At 31.0% G+C, this 21,728-nt stretch carries 15 protein-coding genes, 1 pseudogene and 1 riboswitch; of the genes and pseudogenes, 4 read left to right on the plus strand and 12 right to left on the minus strand.

Annotated elements, in window-relative coordinates; translation table 11 throughout:
- Position 1 precedes the first annotated feature (1 nt).
- From ACYU7A_RS06910 to ACYU7A_RS06930, 5 genes are all read right to left on the minus strand, one after another.
- Complete coding sequence (locus tag ACYU7A_RS06910) at positions 2-1,090, minus strand: acyloxyacyl hydrolase (RefSeq protein WP_460575246.1); 1,089 nt, start codon at positions 1,088-1,090, stop codon at positions 2-4.
- Between the two features lie 99 nt (positions 1,091-1,189).
- Positions 1,190-2,146, minus strand: coding sequence for a methylenetetrahydrofolate reductase [NAD(P)H] (gene metF, locus ACYU7A_RS06915; protein WP_396145211.1), 957 nt, complete (start codon positions 2,144-2,146; stop codon positions 1,190-1,192).
- An 83-nt stretch (positions 2,147-2,229) separates the two neighbouring features.
- Positions 2,230-4,905 (minus strand): methionine synthase, encoded by a 2,676-nt coding sequence (metH, locus tag ACYU7A_RS06920; protein ID WP_460575249.1) that lies wholly within the window; start codon positions 4,903-4,905, stop codon positions 2,230-2,232.
- Entirely contained in the window at positions 4,905-5,894 is a 990-nt protein-coding gene (locus tag ACYU7A_RS06925; protein ID WP_460575251.1) for a homocysteine S-methyltransferase family protein, read from the minus strand. The genes metH and ACYU7A_RS06925 overlap by 1 nt, the downstream gene beginning before the upstream one ends.
- Before the next feature lie 72 nt (positions 5,895-5,966).
- A riboswitch (SAM riboswitch) is annotated at positions 5,967-6,073 on the minus strand.
- Between the two features lie 157 nt (positions 6,074-6,230).
- Positions 6,231-7,118 carry a T9SS type A sorting domain-containing protein gene (locus tag ACYU7A_RS06930; RefSeq protein ID WP_460575253.1) on the minus strand — a complete coding sequence of 296 codons (888 nt, stop codon included), beginning with the start codon at positions 7,116-7,118 and terminating at the stop codon, positions 6,231-6,233.
- 222 nt (positions 7,119-7,340) lie between these two features.
- On the opposite strand from ACYU7A_RS06930, the gene metK reads away from it, so the two are divergent.
- Positions 7,341-8,591 carry a methionine adenosyltransferase gene (gene metK, locus ACYU7A_RS06935; RefSeq protein ID WP_460575255.1) on the plus strand — a complete coding sequence of 417 codons (1,251 nt, stop codon included), beginning with the start codon at positions 7,341-7,343 and terminating at the stop codon, positions 8,589-8,591.
- Between the two features lie 56 nt (positions 8,592-8,647).
- Here metK and ACYU7A_RS06940 read toward each other — a convergent pair whose 3' ends face one another.
- From ACYU7A_RS06940 to ACYU7A_RS06950, 3 genes are all read right to left on the minus strand, one after another.
- Positions 8,648-10,888 carry a hypothetical protein gene (locus ACYU7A_RS06940; protein ID WP_460575257.1) on the minus strand — a complete coding sequence of 747 codons (2,241 nt, stop codon included), beginning with the start codon at positions 10,886-10,888 and terminating at the stop codon, positions 8,648-8,650.
- Between the two features lie 141 nt (positions 10,889-11,029).
- The gene (locus tag ACYU7A_RS06945) at positions 11,030-13,741 is read right to left on the minus strand and encodes a carboxypeptidase-like regulatory domain-containing protein (RefSeq protein ID WP_460575259.1); all 2,712 of its coding nucleotides are present in this window, start codon (positions 13,739-13,741) and stop codon (positions 11,030-11,032) included.
- Between the two features lie 31 nt (positions 13,742-13,772).
- Positions 13,773-14,708 (minus strand): GLPGLI family protein, encoded by a 936-nt coding sequence (locus ACYU7A_RS06950; RefSeq protein ID WP_460575261.1) that lies wholly within the window; start codon positions 14,706-14,708, stop codon positions 13,773-13,775.
- A gap of 128 nt (positions 14,709-14,836) precedes the next feature.
- On the opposite strand from ACYU7A_RS06950, the gene ACYU7A_RS06955 reads away from it, so the two are divergent.
- Both ACYU7A_RS06955 and ACYU7A_RS06960 read left to right on the plus strand, forming a co-directional pair.
- Positions 14,837-15,628, plus strand: a complete 792-nt coding sequence (locus ACYU7A_RS06955) for a hypothetical protein (RefSeq protein WP_460575263.1) — start codon at positions 14,837-14,839, stop codon at positions 15,626-15,628.
- Complete coding sequence (locus ACYU7A_RS06960) at positions 15,628-16,242, plus strand: deoxynucleoside kinase (protein WP_298303709.1); 615 nt, start codon at positions 15,628-15,630, stop codon at positions 16,240-16,242. The genes ACYU7A_RS06955 and ACYU7A_RS06960 overlap by 1 nt, the downstream gene beginning before the upstream one ends.
- 49 nt (positions 16,243-16,291) lie before the next feature.
- Here the strand turns inward: ACYU7A_RS06960 and ACYU7A_RS06965 are convergent, their stop codons facing one another.
- Positions 16,292-17,260, minus strand: coding sequence for a hypothetical protein (locus ACYU7A_RS06965; RefSeq protein WP_460575265.1), 969 nt, complete (start codon positions 17,258-17,260; stop codon positions 16,292-16,294).
- Between the two features lie 191 nt (positions 17,261-17,451).
- On the opposite strand from ACYU7A_RS06965, the pseudogene ACYU7A_RS06970 reads away from it, so the two are divergent.
- Positions 17,452-17,556, plus strand: a pseudogene (locus tag ACYU7A_RS06970) (deoxynucleoside kinase); the annotation flags it as partial.
- 30 nt (positions 17,557-17,586) lie between these two features.
- On the opposite strand, the gene ACYU7A_RS06975 reads toward ACYU7A_RS06970, so the two are convergent.
- From ACYU7A_RS06975 to ACYU7A_RS06985, 3 genes are read right to left on the minus strand one after another with little or no spacing between them, the layout of a single operon-like run.
- On the minus strand, positions 17,587-20,061 hold the full coding sequence (locus tag ACYU7A_RS06975) for a beta-mannosidase (RefSeq protein ID WP_460575267.1): 2,475 nt from the start codon (positions 20,059-20,061) through the stop codon (positions 17,587-17,589).
- Positions 20,061-20,729: a copper homeostasis protein CutC gene (locus tag ACYU7A_RS06980; RefSeq protein ID WP_460575269.1), complete on the minus strand. Its 669-nt coding sequence runs from the start codon at positions 20,727-20,729 to the stop codon at positions 20,061-20,063. Before ACYU7A_RS06980 ends, ACYU7A_RS06975 begins: the two co-directional genes overlap by 1 nt.
- Positions 20,729-21,721 carry an isoaspartyl peptidase/L-asparaginase family protein gene (locus tag ACYU7A_RS06985; protein ID WP_460575271.1) on the minus strand — a complete coding sequence of 331 codons (993 nt, stop codon included), beginning with the start codon at positions 21,719-21,721 and terminating at the stop codon, positions 20,729-20,731. The genes ACYU7A_RS06980 and ACYU7A_RS06985 overlap by 1 nt, the downstream gene beginning before the upstream one ends.
- Positions 21,722-21,728 lie beyond the last annotated feature (7 nt).

The raw sequence follows: 21,728 nt of genomic DNA on the forward strand, positions 1-21,728 counted from the left end.
TTTATAAACGTACTCCAACTCCAAACTCCAATGCTTCGGCAAGAAACAAATGGGTTTTTATTGTAAATCCGGCAAAAATTTTATTGGTGATGTAATATTTCATTCCTACTCTATCATAAATAGGTATTTCATTTTTGAATGGATCATAAACATAATATCCTATTTGAGCTTCGAGTGAAATTCTATTAACAAACAATTCGTGACCTATAAAAACTCCAACTCTTTTGTAATCAGTATTTGGATCTAAATTTAATTCAGGATAAGCAATAGATTTATATTTGATAAAATCTTTAAAGCTAGTAGTAAGAAAAACTTCTGTACCAAATTGAATGGCGCTTTTTCTATTTAATCTTTTATCAGCATAAACACCTATATGATAAAACGGATGTTGACCACTTCCAATAACGGCACTTTCGTTAACACCAGATCTAAAAACTAAATTATATTTTATTGGTTCTTTATATGTTTTTTTAATCATAGTTGAATCAGCACTATTGTTTTTTGAATCCTCAAAATTGTAATTGATTCCTAGATTTAAACCATAAGTATTTATTCCACTATTAGGAGATTTTGTTCTTCCATTTGAATAATGCGTGAAAAGAATTCCTGCTTCAATTCCGAACCTATCAATAATATTTTCTTTTTTGTAGAAAAGTCCGAGGTTGGTATTCGCCATTATCTTTGAACCAAAAGCTTTATTCTTACTATTTTCGACTTTATCATAAGGTGTAGTTGTAAGCGCAACTCCTTGAGACAAAAGCAACTTTACATTTCTATTCAAAAAATAAAAATTATATAAAGCTCCAACTGAATAATTACTTCCTATGTAAGGATTATTAAAATTTTGATAAAGAAAAAATGCACCATATTCTGGATAATTATATGCTGCATGCCATTCGCTGTTGCCATGAGTTTGTTTAACAAAGTCTACCATTACACCACTTGGATGCCCTTTAAGATGTTCTAAATCTGGAGTATGCGGAAGAACATTACCTCTAAAATAAGTTACACTTAAAGAAGGTGTGTCTTGATTATTTTGCGAAAAGCAACCTAAAGAAATCAATAAAAATAGATAGTAAAATCTCCTCATTTTAAAAAATTAATTCGCACAAATATAACAGAATAAGTTAAAGAATTAAATCTTTTTGATTTTGAGTAATTATTGATTTCTTGATTATTCTATCTATTTTTAAAAAATCTCTTTAGCAATAGCTTTGATGTTTTCAGCTTTTCCCATTGAATAATAATGTAAAACTGGAATTCCTGCCGCAACTAATTCTTTACTTTGCTCAATACACCATTCAATTCCAATTTGTTTTACATGGTCGTTATCTTTAGCTTTTACAACCGCCATAATCAAATCGTCTGGCAATTCTAAAGAAAAACGGTGCGGAATTAAATTCAGTTGCTTTTTAGTTGCAATAGGCTTCAAACCTGGAATAATTGGAACTGTAATTCCTGCAGCTCGACATTTAGCCACAAAATCAAAGAATTTTTTATTGTCAAAAAACATTTGCGTAATTATGTAATCGGCTCCATTTTTAATTTTTTGCTTTAAAAAGTGAATATCGCTATCTAAGCTTGGTGCTTCCATATGTTTTTCTGGATAACCTGCAACTCCAATACAAAAATTAGTACAAGCTGAATTTTGCAAATCTTCATCTAAATAAATTCCGTTGTTTAAATTATTGATTTGTAAAACCAAATCGGTTGCATATTCATTACCTTCTTTTTCAGGTTTAAAATAAGTTTCGTTTTTTAAAGCGTCTCCACGAAGTGCAACCACATTGTCAATTCCAAGAAAATCTAAATCGATTAGCAGATTTTCAGTGTCTTCTTTAGTAAATCCGCCACACAAAATATGCGGAATAGCATCAACTGAATATTTATTTTGAATTCCGGCACAAATACCGACTGTTCCTGGACGTTTTTTTACAATTTTCTTTTGTAATAGTCCACTTGGTAATTCTTTAAACTCATATTCTTCACGATGATAGGTTACATCAATAAATGGCGGTTTGAATTCCATTAAAGGATCAATTCCATCATAAATAAATTGAATATTTTGCCCTTTCAATGGCGGAAGAATCTCGAAAGAGAATAAAGGTTTTCCTTGGGCGTTTTCTATGTGTTGGGTTACTTTCATAATTTTTAGTTGTCTGTTGTCTGTTATCTGTTATCTGTTTCCAAAACAATTGAAAACTGAAAACTGAGAACTGACAACTATTTTTAATCTGCTATATTTGGAGCAAGCCATTTTGTTGCTATTTCTGTTGAAATTCCTCTTCTTTTGGCGTAATCTATTACTTGATCTTCTTTTATTTTTCCTAGTCCGAAATATTTACTTTCTGGATTGGCAAAATAATATCCCGAAACCGATGCTGCAGGCCACATTGCCATACTTTCGGTTAAGGTCACTCCTATTTCTTGTTCCACATTTAAAACTTTCCAAATGGTTGGTTTTTCCAAATGATCTGGACAAGCTGGATAACCTGGTGCAGGACGAATACCTTTATATTCTTCATCAATCAAATCTTGATTACTCAATTTTTCATCAGAAGCATATCCCCAAATTTCTTTTCTAACTTTTAAATGCAAATATTCTGCAAATGCTTCTGCTAATCTATCTCCTAAAGCTTTTACCAAAATGGAATTATAATCGTCTAATTGCTTTTCAAATTCGGATGCTTTTTCATCTACTCCAAAACCTGTTGTTACACAAAAGCAACCCATGTAATCTTGTTTTCCTGAATCTTTTGGCGCAATAAAATCGGCTAAAGCGATGTTTGGTGCGCCTGCAGTTTTTTGAGATTGTTGTCTTAAAGTTAGAAAAGTTGTTGGTTGTCGATTGTCGGTTGTTAGTTCGATATCGTCATCGTTGACAGTATTTGCTGGAAAAATCCCAAGAATTCCTTTCGCCGTTAACCATTTTTCTGAAACTATTTGATGCAACATTTTTTGAGCATCATCAAATAAACTTGTGGCTTGTTCACCAACAACCTCATCAGTCAAAATCGCTGGAAATTTTCCGTGTAATTCCCACGATTGAAAAAATGGTGTCCAATCGATAAAATCTACTAGCTCTGAAAGCTCAACATCTATGGTTTTTGTTCCAATAAAATTAGGTTTTGATGGATTGAAATTATCCCAATTTAATTGCAATTTATTCTTTCGAGCTTCTTCAATGGAAAGATAATTTTTGTCTCGACTTCTGCTTAGATAACCTTCACGAAGTTTGTCATATTCTTCTCGAATGGCTTTCACATAACCATCTTTCGTTTCGGCTTGCAACAAATTACTTGCAACAGTTACGGCACGAGAAGCATCGTTTACGTGAACAACGGTTTCTTTATATTCTGGAGCAATTTTCACAGCTGTGTGTGCACGAGAAGTAGTAGCACCACCAATCATTATTGGAATTTTGATATTTAATTTATCTAATTCTTTTGCTAAATAAACCATTTCGTCTAATGATGGCGTAATCAATCCGCTCAATCCGATAATATCGACATTATGTTCAACGGCAGCTTGAATGATTTTTTCTGGCGGAACCATAACTCCTAAATCAATGATTTCAAAGTTATTACAACCTAAAACTACTGCTACAATATTTTTTCCAATATCATGAACATCACCTTTCACAGTTGCCATCAATACTTTTCCTGCTGATGAAGATTTTCCATCTTTTTGTGCTTCGATAAATGGAAGTAAATAAGCAACGGCTTTCTTCATTACACGAGCCGATTTCACTACTTGAGGCAAAAACATTTTTCCACTACCGAATAAATCTCCAACAACATTCATTCCTGCCATTAAATTGATTTCGATAACATCAATAGCTTTTTCTGAATTTAATCGTGCTTCTTCAACATCTATTTCTATGAATTCGTCAATTCCTTTTACTAAAGAATGTGTCAATCTTTCTTGAACAGAACCATTTCGCCATTCTTGAATTGCTTTTTCATTTGTTTTGAAATCGCCTTTGAAGCTTTCTGCTAAATCTAATAATCTTTCTGTTGCATCTTCTCTTCTGTTCAGCAAAACATCTTCTACATGTTCTAATAAAACTGGATCGATTTCATCGTAAATCTCTAGCATTTCAGGATTTACAATTCCCATAGTCATACCGTTTTTGATGGCGTGATAAAGAAAAGCCGAATGCATTGCTTCACGAACTTTATCATTTCCACGAAACGAAAATGAAACATTACTCACACCACCGGAAATATTGGCATAAGGAAGATTTTCACGAATCCATTTGGTGGCTCTGAAAAAATCTAATGCGTTTAATTTATGTTCGTCCATTCCTGTAGCTACAGGGAAAATATTTGGGTCAAAAATTATATCTTCTGCTGGAAAATGAACCTCATCAACCAAAATATCATAACTTCTTTTGCAAATTTCTATACGTCTTTCATAGGTATCAGCTTGACCTTCTTCATCAAATGCCATAACAATTACTGCTGCTCCGTATCTTTTTATCAATTTGGCATGATGAATAAAAACTTCTTTTCCTTCTTTTAAAGAAATCGAATTTACTACACCTTTTCCTTGAATGACTTTCAATCCTGCTTCGATGATTTCCCATTTGGAACTATCAATCATTACTGGAACACGAGCAATATCTGGTTCGGCTGCAATTAGATTTAAGAACTTGGTCATAGCATAAACGCCATCCAACATTCCTTCGTCCATGTTGACGTCTATGATTTGGGCTCCGCCTTCTACCTGATTTCTTGCGATATCTAGTGCTTCTTCGTATTTTTCTTCTTTTATTAATCGTAGAAATTTACGTGAACCTGTAACATTAGTTCGTTCTCCAACATTAACAAAATTAGTTTCGGGTGTTACAATTAAAGGTTCTAATCCTGATAATTTTAGATATTTATTCTTTACTTCCGTCATTATATTGTTTCTAAAATTTGTCTTGGTTTGAATTCTTTGGCAACATCTGCTATTGCTTTAATGTGCTCTGGTGTTGTACCACAACAACCGCCTATAATGTTTACTAAATTATCTTTTAGATATTCTTTTATAAGAGCTTGCATTTCTAATGGTGTTTGGTCGTATTGCCCGAAAGCGTTTGGCAAACCTGCATTTGGATGTGCTGAAATATTTAATTGTGTATTCATAGACAATCGTTGCAAATAAGGTTTTAATTGGTCAGCTCCAAGTGCACAATTGAATCCGATGCTTAATAACGGAATATGAGAAATAGATATTAAAAATGCTTCGACCGTTTGACCCGAAAGCGTTCTTCCTGAAGCATCTGTAATTGTTCCCGAAACCATTACTGGAATGTCTAATTTTCGTTCTTCTTTTACTTCTTCGATAGCGAAAAGTGCTGCTTTAGCATTTAATGTGTCGAAAATGGTTTCCACTAATAAAACATCGCAACCTCCATCGATTAGAGCTTCTACTTGTTGACGATAGGCAATTTTTAAATCATCAAAGGTTACGGCACGAAATCCAGGATCGTTTACATCTGGACTCATAGAAGCCGTTCTGTTTGTTGGACCTATTGAACCTGCTACAAAACGTGGTCTATCTGTAAATTCATCGGCAACTTGCCTTGCTATTTTGGCTGATTCATAATTTAATTCGTAAACTAAATCTTCTAAATGATAATCTGCCATTCCGATGGTAGTTCCAGAAAATGTGTTTGTTTCTACGATATCAGCACCAGCTTGAAAATACAAACGGTGGACTTGTTTTACGGCTTCGGGTTGTGTTATTGAAAGTAAATCGTTGTTTCCTTTTAACGGATGAGGAAAATCTTTAAATCGTTCGCCACGAAAATCTTCTTCAGAGAAATTGTTGCGTTGTAACATGGTTCCCATTGCTCCATCGAGAACTAGGATTCTTTCCTTTATTGCTTGGTTTATTTTTGACATATAAATAGCACAACTTTTAAAGTTGCTGTTGTTTAATTATATGTTATCATGGAAAGTGAGAAGAAAATCTCGCGGTTATCTTTGCTTAAATTTACTTTAAACTAGAATGTAGCACCTTCTACAGTGTAGGGTTGCTAAGCTTTCATCGGGTCTATTCCCTCGGGCTTTCGTGATAACAATCAATAAGTTTATGAACACTGCAAAGTAATGACATAGAAATTAGAATTACAAAAAAAACAGAAAATATGTTTAAAAATATTACGATAACGATGTAATTCCATAAAATAAAAAAAAGGAGCTGTAAAGCTCCTTTCAATAAACATTAAAAATGTTTACTTATTTTTTTATGATTTTTGATGTTCCAACACCTAAATCTGACTGTACTCTTACGAAGTATACACCAGAATTTAAATCAGAAACATTTACTTGAATTGCATCAGTAGATGAACCATTAACTTGATTAACAATTCTACCATTGATATCTAATACTTCAACTTTTTCAATAGCTACTCCGTTTTTAGCGTTTAATGTAAATACATCATTAACTGGGTTTGGTTGAATAGCAAAGTTTCCTGCGAAGAATTCTTGAGTATTAGCTGCAGGTCTAGTTACAGCAAAGTCATCAATTCCAATATAATTAGAATTAGCACCTGAAGGACCACCTCCTGTAACAAAATATCTAAATGCAATTCTACAATCAACAACACCTGTCAAACCAGTAACTGTGTAAGAAAATTGTGTCCATGTTTCTGGATAGTCACCTGCAGTTAAACCAGCATTAACAGATAAAGCTAATGTAGTATAATCACCTACTGTAGTAGTAGTAGCTGGATCAGCAGAAAATGCACCATTTGTACTTAATCTTAACTCTAATCTATCTGGCCATGTACTTGCTGTAGCCGTTCTAGTATAAAAAGAGATTATATCACCATTCTGAATTGAAATTGATGGCGTTATTAACCACGTACTAATAGTATTAGCACCAGTTGTACTATTGAAATTAGCTCCAATGTATGCATCTGCACCACCACTATAGGCTGGGAATGTAGTTGCTCCACTTCCTTGAAACCAAGTAGTAGTCCCCACAGCTGTACTTTTATTTAATAAAGTCCAACCTGCAGGCGCAAGAGTTGTAATATCATCAAAAGCATTTGATGTTAATACTTGTGCATTAGTTGAAAATGCAGCAAAAATTAATGAAATAGAAAGTAATAGTTTTTTCATACGATACATTTTTAGAGTTTATTAAACACAAATATATAAAAAAAATCATTTAAATAGTTTTTTACTTAAAAACTTTTCTAAATTTGCACCACAAATAAATGAGGAAAAATTTGAACTGATTGCAACCTCGTAAAAAAATGCTAAAGCAGAATACCTTCTTTAGCTTTTACTTGCAATTTTTCTTTTTTCTTCACAAAAATTAATTTTAAAATAAATTATATTATGGCTTATTTATTTACGTCAGAGTCAGTAAGTGAAGGACATCCAGACAAAGTAGCTGATCAAATTAGTGATGCGTTAATCGATAACTTTTTAGCATTTGATGCTGAATCTAAGGTAGCTTGTGAAACTTTAGTTACAACTGGTCAAGTAATTCTTGCTGGAGAGGTAAAATCAGACACTTATTTAGATGTACAAACAATTGCAAGAGATGTAATCAAGAAAATTGGTTACACTAAAAGTGAATATATGTTTGAAGCAAATTCTTGTGGTGTTTTATCTGCAATTCATGAGCAATCAGCAGACATTAATCAAGGAGTTGATAGAGCAAGTAAAGAAGAGCAAGGTGCTGGTGACCAAGGAATGATGTTTGGTTATGCAACTAATGAAACTGAAAACTATATGCCATTAGCTTTGGATATTGCACACGCTTTATTGATTGAATTGGCAAATATTAGAAGAGAAAATTCTGAGATTACTTACTTACGTCCTGACGCAAAATCGCAAGTGACTTTAGAATATTCTGATGATAATAAACCACAAAGAATTGATGCTATTGTAATTTCTACACAGCATGATGATTTTGCTGATGAAGCTACTATGTTGGCTAAAATTAAAAGTGATTTGATTTCGATTTTGATTCCTCGAATTAAAGCGAAATATCCTCAATATGCTCACTTCTTTAATGACAATATTACCTACCATATTAATCCAACTGGAAAATTTGTAATTGGTGGACCTCACGGAGATACTGGTTTGACTGGAAGAAAAATTATTGTTGACACTTATGGTGGAAAAGGTGCTCATGGTGGTGGTGCATTTTCTGGAAAAGACCCAAGTAAAGTGGATCGTTCTGCTGCTTATGCAACAAGACATATTGCTAAAAACTTAGTTGCTGCAGGTTTGTGTGACGAAGTTTTAGTTCAAGTATCGTATGCTATTGGAGTTGCAAAACCTACTTCTATTAACGTTAATACTTATGGAACATCAAAAGTAAATATGACTGATGGAGAAGTTAGTAAAATTGTTGAAGGAATTTTTGATATGCGTCCTTACTTCATTGAGCAACGTTTGAAATTGAGAAACCCAATCTATAGCGAAACTGCTGCTTATGGTCATATGGGAAGAAAATCTGAAACAGTAACAAAAACGTTTAAATTGCCAAATGGTGAATCTAAAACGGTTACAGTTGAATTATTTACTTGGGAAAAATTAGATTTCGTAGATCATGTAAAAGCTGCTTTTGGATTGTAATGATTTCAAAACAAATTATAAAAAAACCTGACTAGAAATAGTCAGGTTTTTAGTTTTTAATAAGTTCCGGCTTTCATTTTTTCTAAAACAATTTTGTATTGTTCGGTTTGTTCTGTAGAATTATCTTTAATATTTTCAATGGCTTTTGACTCTGTTGCAATTGCTTTTTCTTTCTCACCATTTTTATAGTAAAGTTGTGCTAAAGTATCTAAATAATAGCTATTATCTTTTTCGATTTTTAAACTAGTTTCGCTCCAAAAAATAGCTTTTTTTACCCAATTCACATCTTTGGTTTTCTCAACAACTGTCCAAGCGGCTTCATTTGCATTATTTGCAAACTCATATTTAAAATCATTCCAACCAATTCCAGCTTCGATATTTTGCTTGTAAGCATTATCTAAATTTTCAATTAAATTGGTATTTTCTTTAACTAATGAATTAAAAAAATCTTCATACTGCACAAGAAATTCTTCAAAAAATTCTGATCTCTTTAATGCATTCATATAACTATTTTTAACTAGAGGATTGTTATTTGTAATAGTTAATAAATCTTTATATGACTTTAAAACCTTTGTTTGATATTCTTTAGAAGGATTATTACTTAAATCAGAATTCCTATCAAGAACACCTGTAAGTGTATAATTTAAATTATAATAATCATAATTAGTTGCTACAGTATCATTAAACTTTGTGTTAGTAATAGTTTTATAGTGCTTACTGATATAATTTATCGATTGTAAATCAGTTGGAATTACAATTGGCTCAGATGAGTTGTATAAAGCTTTATTGAATCCATCATAATTAAATTCTCTTAGAATAATATCAACGGTTGTAAAATTCACCTCTTTTTCTAACAATCTATTTTCAAGAATTTTAGACCATTTATCTTTTAAAACATCTTGCTTAGTTTTTAGTTGATAAACATTTTTTCTTTGTCTAAAAATATCAAAACCATAAACAGAAAATGTTGAATCAACTGCTACTTCATTAACAATAGGTTTATCTGTGATTTCTTCATTACTATGTAAAAATTCTAGTTTAGAAACTTCTAATAATTGTTTCTCAACATCTTCTAGTGTTGCCTTTTTGTTTGAAATCACTGCATCTGACTTAAGCTTAGCATTAATACCAATCAATTCCGAATAAGTGCTTGAGGAATTATAATAGGTAAAACTATCATGATAATTATCTACATTACCCGCATACAATTTTTGCCCTTCTGAATTTAAAACTAGTAGCGTTTCATTATTCAAAACTCCTAAATTCTTTAATGTTTCTTTATCTTTTTCAGAAGTAAAATAAAAAATAAATCTATCATTTTCAGGAATATACCCATCATACATGCTATACCCAACTTCAGATTCGTAGTTTTTAATGAAGGAGTTAAAACTTGATAATGCCTTTTTGCTATTTGGATTGTTGATTACAACTAAAAATTGATTTTTATGGGATTTTGCTTGTTTTAAAGCATCTTTTAAATTACTGTCAATTTTCAATTTAAAAATGTAAGATGGCGCGTAAGAAGTATCTACAACAGCAACAGCAGTATCAACAGCATAATCATAATTATCTATCTCTTTTTTTCCAGGATAGGTCCAATCTTTTTCAACCCGTTTTTCAATTGGTTTTTCTTTTAGAATATCCTTTTTCACATCTTTATTTAGTGAAAATTTCAAAGGAATTTTCCCTTCAGACACGATTAACTCTTTATTAGCTTGGTCATAAAATCCTTTTAAATTAAGTCTTCCAAGATCATTTGAATAATAGGTCACTTTTATTTGAGATACATTATTAGAAATTTGATATTTTTCGATAAATGTTTCTTTGTCTAAGTTTTCTTCTACGAAATATATAAAATTAGATTTATCTATCTCAAAACTCAATTGTTTTCTTTCGTAATCAAAATCGTTTGTAATATTTAATAATTCTTTAATAGTTTTAAATTCTATTTGAGCATCATTGTTTTTCTGAATTCCAATGTAAATATTATAAAATCTATAAAATGAATTTTCACCTAAATCGATGGTAATTTTATCAGATTTTGGATTTGGATTTGAATATTCTAGAACAAATTTTGGCATATCATCATAGGATGTTTTAAAATAAACCGAATCATTTACAACCTCATAAGTTCCCGATAGTATGGATAACTGAAATTTATTATTATCAGATAAAATCATCTTCAGCGATTCGGCGGCTATAGTTGTTGAAGAATACTCGCCTGTTTCTAATTTATTGTTTTGTGAAAACAAACTAAAAGAGAAAACAAAAAACAAGAATGTAACGTAATTTTTCATTTGGTAACAATAAAATTTTAAAGCATTAAAACTACTAATAATTACAATGCACAAACTATATTTTCGACATTATTTTACTCATTTAAAGTAATAAAAAAAGAGTTGCCATTGACAACTCCTTCACTACATTAATCTAAAATTTTACAAATTATACTTCAACGTAAATATTAAATATCTTGGTTGAACTGTATATTGCGATGTTCTTGTTGAGAATTGAGAAAAACTATCGTCATTCAAAGATTTTGTGTTTAAAATATTTGTTGCCGAAATTTTATATTCCCACTTACTGTCTTTTGTTTTTTGATAAATTAAACTAGCTGAAAGAAAATCGTATTCATTTTCGACTGTTTTATTTTTGTTATAATAATGATAGAATTCATACTCTGAAACAAAAGAAAAACTCTTCAAGAAATAATAATCCAATCTCACAAAAGGCTTGTCTGTATAGAATTTAGAATTGTTATAGTCGTTTACTGTGTAAGAATATCCTAACTCTATATTTGGTAAATTTTTATAATTTGTTGAAGCGGTTAACGTATGAATTTGGGTAAAACTATCTGCACCTGCAAAAACTCCATCTTGCTGGTTATTAAACTTTGACCAATTTAATCTAGTATTGAAAGATGCTTTGTAGTTTTTCAAGAAAGAACGACCATAACTACCAAAACCCGTAAGCGTTTCTTCTGCAAAATCAGTATTGAAAGATGAAGAAGTTTGGTTTACACCATTGAAATTTGCTCTCGTTTTTACTGCATCAATTGTTCTTGTATAATTAATAAAACCTGTAATATTTTCAAAGTTGAACATATTGTATTTAAAATAACGCAACGAATGTGTTTGCTGTGTAGCATTCTCAAGTGTTCTGCTTCCTCTTGACAAACTATTGTATCCGTTTAGCACAAAACCTTCAGTTAATCTGTTTATGTCGGTAAAACTGTTGGTCATTGCATAATTATAAGTCAAAGTTTCTGCCTTTTTTATTTGATACAAAGCAAGAAAATCGGGTAAAACTCTAAAGAAATTTAGTGAAAAATCAGTTCCCAATTGACTGTTTGTCATATTATAAGCATGCAAACTTACCCCAGGAGTGAACGTGAATTTTCCAGTTAAAATTTTGTAATGTAATCCTAAGAAAGCGTCATTAAAGTTATAATTTACATTATTTGAAGTAGTTGCATCGGTCAAATTATTTTGATTTCCGTTATCTAACATTTGATAGATTGATGAATCAAAACTTTGAAATGAGTAAGTATTTCCTAGAGTTATATTGATATTACTTTTAGCCGTCAGCATATAGTAATAATCTAATTTTGTATCTAACTTATTAGTTTTTACAAAACGTGTTTGATTAATATCATTTCTATTTTGACCTGGAACATAACCTGTCAAAACAAATGGCTGTGTTTGCAAATTAGCATTATAGAAAGGATCCTCATCTTGATACAAATGTTGCATTTCTAGTGCGAAAATATTTTTATCGTTGTGTGTATAATAAAAACTCAAATTTTGATTCACAGATTTAGGATCTTGTCTTTTAGCTGTTAAAATATTTTCAGTGTTTGAAGTATTAGTAACTATTGATTCTCTTAACAACGAATTGTCTTCATCTTGCTTAGAAAACTTTGATAGAATATCGTAGTCAAATTGAAATCTTGCACTTGGTTTGTAGCTAGAACTTAATTTAAAAAGTGCTAAATTACTTTTTTGATGCGCTACTTCATTTCTATTTTCAGTTGAAGCTACATTAGAAGAATTTGGCTGAAGAAAATTAGTTTGTGTTTTTGTTTCCAAATCGGTTATTGACGAAGAAAGAATTCCAAAACCACTTAAAGTCCAAGCTTTTGTTGGATTATATGAAAAGTTTGTGGCTCCGAATTGTGTTTCAATTTCTTTTGCACGATTATTTCTTAGTAATGAAATTCCTAAATCATTAGAGGCAACATTAAAGTTTGAACCACCTTTTGCCATCATACTTCTAAAACCACCAGTAAATTTAAAATAATCTTGAATAGTCAATGGCAACTCTCCAATATTATTAAAGTTAGAAATCAAGTTAATACTGTATTTTGGATTATAATAAAACAACTTCGGATTTATAAAATAGCGATCATAGTTATTATCATCGGCTGTTCCACCACCAGCAGTCATGTCACCAAACCAAAAGTTTTTCTTTCCGTCTTTTAATTTGATATTCATTGCCAAATTATCCTGATTATTCTCTACACCTTTTAGGATAGAATTTTCATTATAATTTCTTAGCACTTGAATTTTATCAATAGCATCTGCTGGAATATTTTTTACCCCAAGTTTGGTATCACCATCAAAAAAGTCTTTTCCTTCTACCATCAATTTGGTTACTTTTTTACCTTCAACCTCTACTTCTCCATCAGCATTTACTTCTACACCAGGTAATTTTTTTAAAACATCTTCAAGTTTTCTTTCAGTACCGGATTTAAAAGAATCTGCGTTGTAAACAATAGTATCGCCTTTGATTGAAACAGGCATTTCTCGAACAATTTCAACACCATCTAATTGGATTCCACCTGGCTCCATTGAAATGTTTTGTGTAATATTTTCTGTTTTAGTCTCAACCGTGATTTGTTTGTTCTCCATCCCAATGTAACTCAACTTGACTAAGTAAGTAGTGTTGGGTTTTAAATTTAAAACAAATCTTCCTTTGTCATTGGTTATGGCATAAGCATCCATTCCTTTTGTTGCTTGATTAACAGCCATAATATTAGCCATTTCAAGAGGTGTTTTTCCAGATTCTAAAACAACACCTTCAAATCGGATAGTTTGAGAAAATGAGATAGTGGAAATAAAAAATAAGGCGAGTAGTAGTATTTTTTTCATAAGTGTAAAGTATTGGTTTTTTAAAAGAGATTTATCTTCCCATTCTCATTTGCATTCCACCTCTTCCTTGACCTTGATTCATTTCCATCAACTCTTCCATTTTTTTAGTCACAATATCATCATATTCTTTTTGAGTAACCACTTTTCCAGTAATTGGAGATTTTATTTCTACTTTTTCATTAGGATTAATTACAATTTTAGAACATAAAATAGTTGTTCTACCATCGTTAACTTCAAGTATAAGCCCTGGTAAACCCCAGTATCCTTCAGGACCTTGATTTACTGGAATATCCATGGTGTACCATGCTGTAATGGTTATTTCTTTTGGCAATTCTATTTCACCAAAAAAGCTTGTTTTCTTTTCTTTTTTATCTTCGGCGGTTGCGTCTTCATTTTTATTTTCGCCTTCCTTTTTTTCTTCTTCTTTCTTCTTTACATCTTCTTCTTTTTTCGGTCTTAAATTTCTGAAATCGGTTTTACTTGCTGGAATTACCGCTGTTGCTTTGTAGCAAGTATAACCACCAATTTCTCTAGTTTCACCTTCCATTTTCCAGTTGTAATTTCTTAAAGTATCTTTAACAAGAAATTCTTTTCCCATAAATTCTTTATCAACTGTAAACGTTTTTTCTTTTGCATTTTTATAGTAAGTTCCGCCACCACCCATCATTGAGGACATAAATCTCATTCCACCGGCCTGCTGACCAGGAGCTTCTAATTTTTCTTCTTCTTTATAAATAGATGCTGTTTTATCAAAATTAAGAATAAATGTCTTTTCCGTCATTTTTTTAAATCGATCTTCCATAGCTTTTCTCATCTCCGGAGTAAAATCTCTATTACCTGAAAATCCTGCTTTCATATCACTAGTGCTTGTTTTTGTTTGATAAACAGCCATTCCTTGAAAATCTTTTTGAGCATTAGATGCAATAAAAACTAATAAAAGTGCTAAAGTGAACGTTATTTTTTTCATTTAAAGTATCTTAATTATTTTACGTAACAAATATGACGATTGAATTTGTGTTTTGTTACCAAAGATTTGTTAAATATTTTAGTTTGACTTCTTAAATATCAAATAGTTTAATGTAATTTAGCATCACGATGAAAAGAATATTTTATATACTACTTTTATTATTAGCTACTAATGGCTATTCCCAAAATGAAAAACTATCTGTAACAAGATTAGATTCCATAGCAATAAATGCTGATGGTTTTGTTGGATTCGATGGATTTAATAATTGTATTTATTTTAAAAACAATGTTTTATATAAAAAAATAGATTCTTCAATTTTACAATACCAAAATCTTGGATTGGGGAAAATAACCAAAGTTGACATTACAAATCCGCTTAAAATTATTATTTTTTACGAAGAATTTAATGCTGTAATTGTGTTAGATAATCAATTGAATGAAATACAAAAAATTGAGTTTTCAAGTATAGAAACACCAATTTTAGCAACAGCAATTGGAATATCCGGGCAAAATAAATTATGGGTTTTCAATAATTTGAATCAGCAAATAGGATTGTATGATTTGAATTCAAATACTTATGAAAACAAAAGCATTCCTTTAAATGAAAGCATAACATACTATCAAACAGATTTCAATTATTTTCAGTGGATTGACAAACAAAACAATTGGTACACCTCAACCATTTTCGGTAGAATTGTCAGTAACGGAAAAGTTGAAATAACTAATGACTTACAATTACTTCCTCAAAACAAAATACTTTTTTCTAAGGATAGCAAGTTGTTTCTAAGAGATCACAACATCAACAAATTGTATGAAATTGAAATTGTTGAGAAATCGTTTAAAAATTTTTATTACAAAGAACAAATTTTATCTATTTTTACCGACCAAGGAATTACAAATTATAAAATTACAATACCATAATGCATATAGCAGTAGCAGGAAATATAGGTGCAGGAAAAACAACATTAACTCGTTTTTTGGCAAAACATTTTAAATGGGAACCTCATTTTGAAGATGTAGTTGACAATCCGTATTTGGATGATTTTTATCATCAGATGGAACGTTGGTCGTTTAACTTACAGATTTACTTTTTAAATAGTCGTTTTAGACAAGTTTTGCAAATTCGTGAAAGTGGTAAAAAAATCATTCAAGACAGAACGATTTATGAAGATGCGCATATTTTCGCTCCCAATCTTCACGCTATGGGATTGATGACCAATCGTGATTTTGAAAACTATTCTTCCTTATTTGAATTAATGGAAAGTCTTGTGGAAGCTCCAGATTTATTAATTTATTTGAGAAGTTCTATTCCAAATCTTGTTGGTCAAATTCACAAAAGAGGTCGTGAATATGAAAACACCATTTCGATTGACTATTTAAGCAGATTGAACGAAAGATATGAAGCTTGGATTACAACTTACAACAAAGGAAAATTATTAATCATCGATGTTGATGATATTGATTTCGTAAATAACCCAGAAGATTTAGGAATGATTATCAACAGAATCGATGCCGAAATAAATGGATTATTTTAAAATATAAAGCACTTCAATTGAAGTGCTTTTTTAATTTAAAATACATAATTTAGTCTACGAACAAAGATGTAAAAATTTCATCTGATGTACTTTGCATTAGTGTCACACCATCTTTTAATATGATTTGTGATTGGTTTGTGGTACTATTTGCTTGTGAAGTTAGTAAATAAAGTGAATTGTTTTTAAAATCAAAACTTTCAATGCCAGAATTATTTGGAGTTGTATATAAAATAACACCATTTTTATATACATTCAATTCATTAACAGCATAAACATCACCATTATCAAAACACATTTTATAAATTGGTACATAAATAGATGGTAAATTTGTTTGTACATTAGTTGTTATACTTTTGTAAAAAGGACTACCCCACACAGAACTAACATAAGATCTGCCATATAAATAAACATCAGTACTTGAGGAATTAACACCCCAAATAAAATCAGTTGAAGAATAGCTGGTGCCATTGACATAATATGCTCCGTATGAAGTAAGATAAATATTGCTATTATTCACCTTTATACATATTAAATGAACAGGTTCAGTAGTAAACGAATCAACAATATACTTAATACCATTCATCCAATAAACCAAATCATAAGTATTTGGTGTAACACTTATGTTTTGAGTTATTCCTGCAAAATAAACATCATTATTATTATCAACTTCCATAGAGCAAATAGTAGCAATCTCAGTTGATGTAGAAAAAGTGTCCGTCAGATTGGTAAGCACATTATTTTTCCAATATAGCGTTTTGACATTTCCGCCAATAAAACCATTACCTAGCACATGAATATCATTATTCTTAACAATTAAAGTATCAGAACTTGATGACGAAAAACCAACATCAGTTAAAGATGATAATATATTATTTTTCCAATAAGTAGCATGACTAGCTTTCGAACCTGAAACATACACATCGCTAACAAGTGGAGCTCTTTGAATTTCTTCAGACGTACATGAAATTAAAATTATTGCAAGAAAACTAGCAAATAATTTTATTAACTTATTTCTCATAAAGGATTTTATTAATTAGATACAAAAAAGTTAAAATGGTTGCGTCGACAATATTTTAATTTCTGAATTTGATTTTTTTTTCTGAATTTGATTTTTTACTTTAATAAAACAAAAAAAATATAACGAGATTTAATCTAAACTATTATAAAAATAAAACACTGCAGAACAAATTGTAAATAAATTTGCATTAAAAACTAAAAATCATCAAAATGAACAATATTGACTTTGTAAGTAATTCCGAAGACTTCAAAATGATTATCAACAGAATCGATGCCGAAATAAACGGATTATTTTAAAAAACAAAGCACTTCAATTGAGGTGCTTTTTTATTCATTTAACATATCAAATAAAGAAACCATCTTTATGTTTTCTGATGGTTTATCAGTCTTGATTATTTTGAAAATTCCTGGCAATAAATCAAAATAGTTTTCTTTAAAAAAACTATCATTGGAATGTAAATACAAATTTTTAACTAGCGTATTTGTTTTAAGTTCAATTAATGTTTCGCCTACAATTTTAATTTCAATAGTAGGCTTTTCTAGTTGTAGTTCTTTTGGTTTAACAAAATAATGATAGGCAACAGTTTTCTTGTTTTTGCATATAAATTCTAATTGTAGTACCGTTTTTTCTTTTGCAAATTTTGGTAATTCAGTAAAAAGAATATCCATACAATTTGTGTTTATTTCAGAATTAAGTTCGCACTCTTTTGAAGCCGTCCAAAGTTCTTTTCCAGAAAAATCAATTAACTTAGCATTTAGTGTCCCTTTTTGTACTTCGAGATTATCATTACTACCAATAATTGAAAGTCCGTTAGTGATTTCTGTTACCATTAAAAGTGTGGGTGCAAAACTTTCCTTCACTTGATAATGAGACGCTTTCCAATTTCCATAATAATCTAAAGTGCTCCACGAAGTCACTGGCCAACAATCATTCAATTGCCAATACAATGAGCCCATACAATAAGGTTTTGCAAGACGATGCGCTTCTATAGCGGTTTTCATACCATAAGCTTGCAAAATTTGCGATACATAATTATATTTTTCTAAAGATTTTGGAACCGGAAAATCGCGTGCCATATACTCATTTATGGTTTCAAAACCTGTTGGATGCTTTTGATGGTTCTTAAAGGCTTCCGAAGTAAAATTCAAATCTTCTTTTTGGATGACTTTTTCTAATGTTTCTATATTTGGCATTCCTTGAAAACCGTATTCACTCATAAAGCGACCTACTTTTTGTTTGTAAATTTCAAAAGGTTCTTTGCCCCACCAAACACCCCAATAATGTGAATCACCTTGAGTCAAACTCTCCTTTTTACCCCAACCAATTGATGGCGACGATGGCCAATATCGATTCTCTTTTTTGGACAATAAACTATCTAAAGTTTTCGGAATTAATTGATGAAAAAGTTTCTCATAATCGTTCCAAATTTGAATGGAATCTTGCTTTGAATACTTGAATTGTTTTTGCCAACCCCAATTTTTCCAGCCTTCGTCATTTTCATTATTGCCACACCAAAGCGCAATACTTGGATGGTTTTGCAAACGAGTTACATTGTCGATTACTTCATTTTTTACATTATCAAGAAATTCCTCATCGCCAGGATACATGGCGCATGCAAACATAAAGTCTTGCCAAACTAAAATTCCGTTTTTATCACATTCATCATAAAAAGTATCTTCTGCATAAACGCCTCCACCCCAAACTCTCAGCATATTCATATTAGCATCAACAGCGTTTTGTACAATCTCTTTGTATGTAGAATTTGTTGCAATTGGTAAAAAACTATCCGACGGAATATAGTTTGCACCTTTCATGAAAACTGGTTTTCCGTTTAATTTAAAATAAAAACTTTTACCTATGCTGTCTTTTTCTTGAATTAACTCGATGGTTCTTAATCCAATATTCAATTTTTTAAGAGATAATTGAACTTTATTTTTAGATAAATTAATTTCAAATGGATAAAGATTTGCAGTTCCTAAACCATTCGTCCACCAAAGTTTTGGATTTTTAATTTCATATGGGAAATCTATAACATTGCTTCCTTTTTTTAACTCAAATACCTTTTGAACTCCATTAATCTTTAAATCATAATTTCCTGCAAATTGGCAATCTATAGTTACTTTAAAATTCAATTTTGCAATAACTTCATTTAATTCTTCTTGTTCATATTTTATATTTTCTATTTTGGCATTATTCCAAAAAAGAAGTTTTATTGATCTATAGATTCCTGAGGTTACAAATCGTGGTCCCCAATCCCATCCAAAATGATATTGCGCTTTTCTTGAAAAAATTCGCTCCTTTTCTGGTAAAGTGTAAGGTAACTTTTGAGCTTTTGCTTTACCAATTTCAACAGCCGATTTGAAAACAATTTTTAGATTATTTTTACCAACTTTCAAATTATTTCTCACATCAACTTTCCATGTGCGAAACATATTATTGGCATCTAAAATCTTTTTATTGTTCAAAAAGACTTCTGCATAAGTATCTAATCCTTCAAATTGTAAAATGGTGTTTTGATTTTTTAATTCCTCTTTGGAAATTTTAAAACTTGTTTGATATTCCCAGGTTTCATTTTCAATCCACTGCAAGTCTTTTTCGTTGTTTCCGAAGAAAGGATTTGGGATAATTTTGTTGTTGTATAAATCCGTGTGAACAGTTCCTGGAACTTTCGCTGGAAGCCAATTGGAATCGGATATTTTTTTAAAACTCCAATTTTCAGAATTCAAATTTCTTTTAGAATTTTGCGACCATAAAATTAATGGTAACAAGATTAGAATTAAAAATTTAAATTGACGCTTCATTACTTTAAATTACTTTTTAATTTGAAAATTTCTTCTGGATTTGCAATTTGACTTCCATCAATAATAGCTGAAGAATGATAGAAAGTTGCTTGAGTTACTTCTTGAATATGATTGATATTTGCAGAGCGTAATCCTCCACCAGGCATAATTGTAATTCTATTTTGAGCTAAGCGAACCAAATTTTTTAAAACATCAATTCCATCCATAACATTGGAATGCTTTCCTGAAGTTAAAATGATCGAAAAACCACAAGAAATGACATCTTCCAATGCTTGTTCATAATCTGCAACCTCATCAAAAGCACGGTGAAAAGTACATGGAAATGGCTTGGCTAAATTCACCAATTCGGTGTTTCTTTCAATATCTATTTTATTATTTTCATCTAAAATTCCAAAAACAAAACCATTCACTTTTAGTGATTTAAAGTGCAAAATATTCAGTTTCATTTGAGCAAACTCCTCGTTATAATAAACAAAATTTCCGCCTCGAGGTCGAATCATTACAAACAAATCTGAAGATAAAAATTTTCTAGTATTTATAACATCCATTGGATTTGGAGTAGTTCCACCAACTTCAATTCCGTCGCATAATTCAATTCTATCTGCTCCATTTTCATGAGCAATTTGAGCCGATTCAACATTAAAACAAGCAATTTCTAATTTGTACATTACTTCAAATAATAAGCTGCGTCAATTAATTTACTTCCGGAATTATCGTTAACTGCATAATTAAATCCACTTTGAATACAATAGGAACCGTATTGTCCTTTCTTATTTAAAGCAATAAAACCTACTTGAATATCTTTCAGTTCTTTTCCTCGATTTTTAGTCAATTTTACAATTCTAGCCACTGCTTCTTCACAAGCTTTTTGTGGTGACTTTCCTTGACGCATCAATTCTACAACCAAATGACAACCTGTAATTCTAATAACTTCTTCTCCGTGACCTGTAGCAGTTGCTGCTCCAATTTCGTTATCTACATATAATCCAGCACCAATAATTGGTGAATCTCCAACTCTTCCGTGCATTTTAAAAGCCATTCCGCTTGTCGTACATGCTCCAGATAAATTTCCGTGACTATCTAATGCAATCATTCCAATAGTATCGTGATTTTCTATGTTAGCTTTGGGTAAATATTCACTTGTTTTAAGCCATTCTTTCCATTCTTTTTCTGATGCTTCCACCAACAAATTTTCTTTTTTGAATCCTTGAGAAAGAGCAAATTGTAATGCGCCATCACCAACTAACATGACGTGTGGTGTTTTTTCCATAACAGCTCTTGCCACAGAAATTGGATGTTTAATATACTCCAAACAAGCAACCGAACCAATATTTGAAAACTCATCCATTATGCAGGAATCAAGCGTAACTCTTCCGTCTCTGTCTGGTCTTCCGCCATAGCCTACACTTCTTTCGTTTGGATCGCCTTCTGGGATTTTTACTCCAGCTTCGACAGCATCTAAAGCTCTTCCATTATTTTTTAGGATTTCCCATGCGGCTCCATTGGCTTGAACTCCGAAATTCCATGTCGAAATAACTATTGGTTTATTTATTTTTCCTTCATCAAACAAAACCTCATCTTCTTTTGATTTGAACGAATTCAAAGCAATGGCTACCGAACCAATAGCAGCAGTTTTTATAAAATTTCTACGATTTGCCATACTTATG

It is taken from the genome of Flavobacterium koreense (assembly GCF_054776075.1).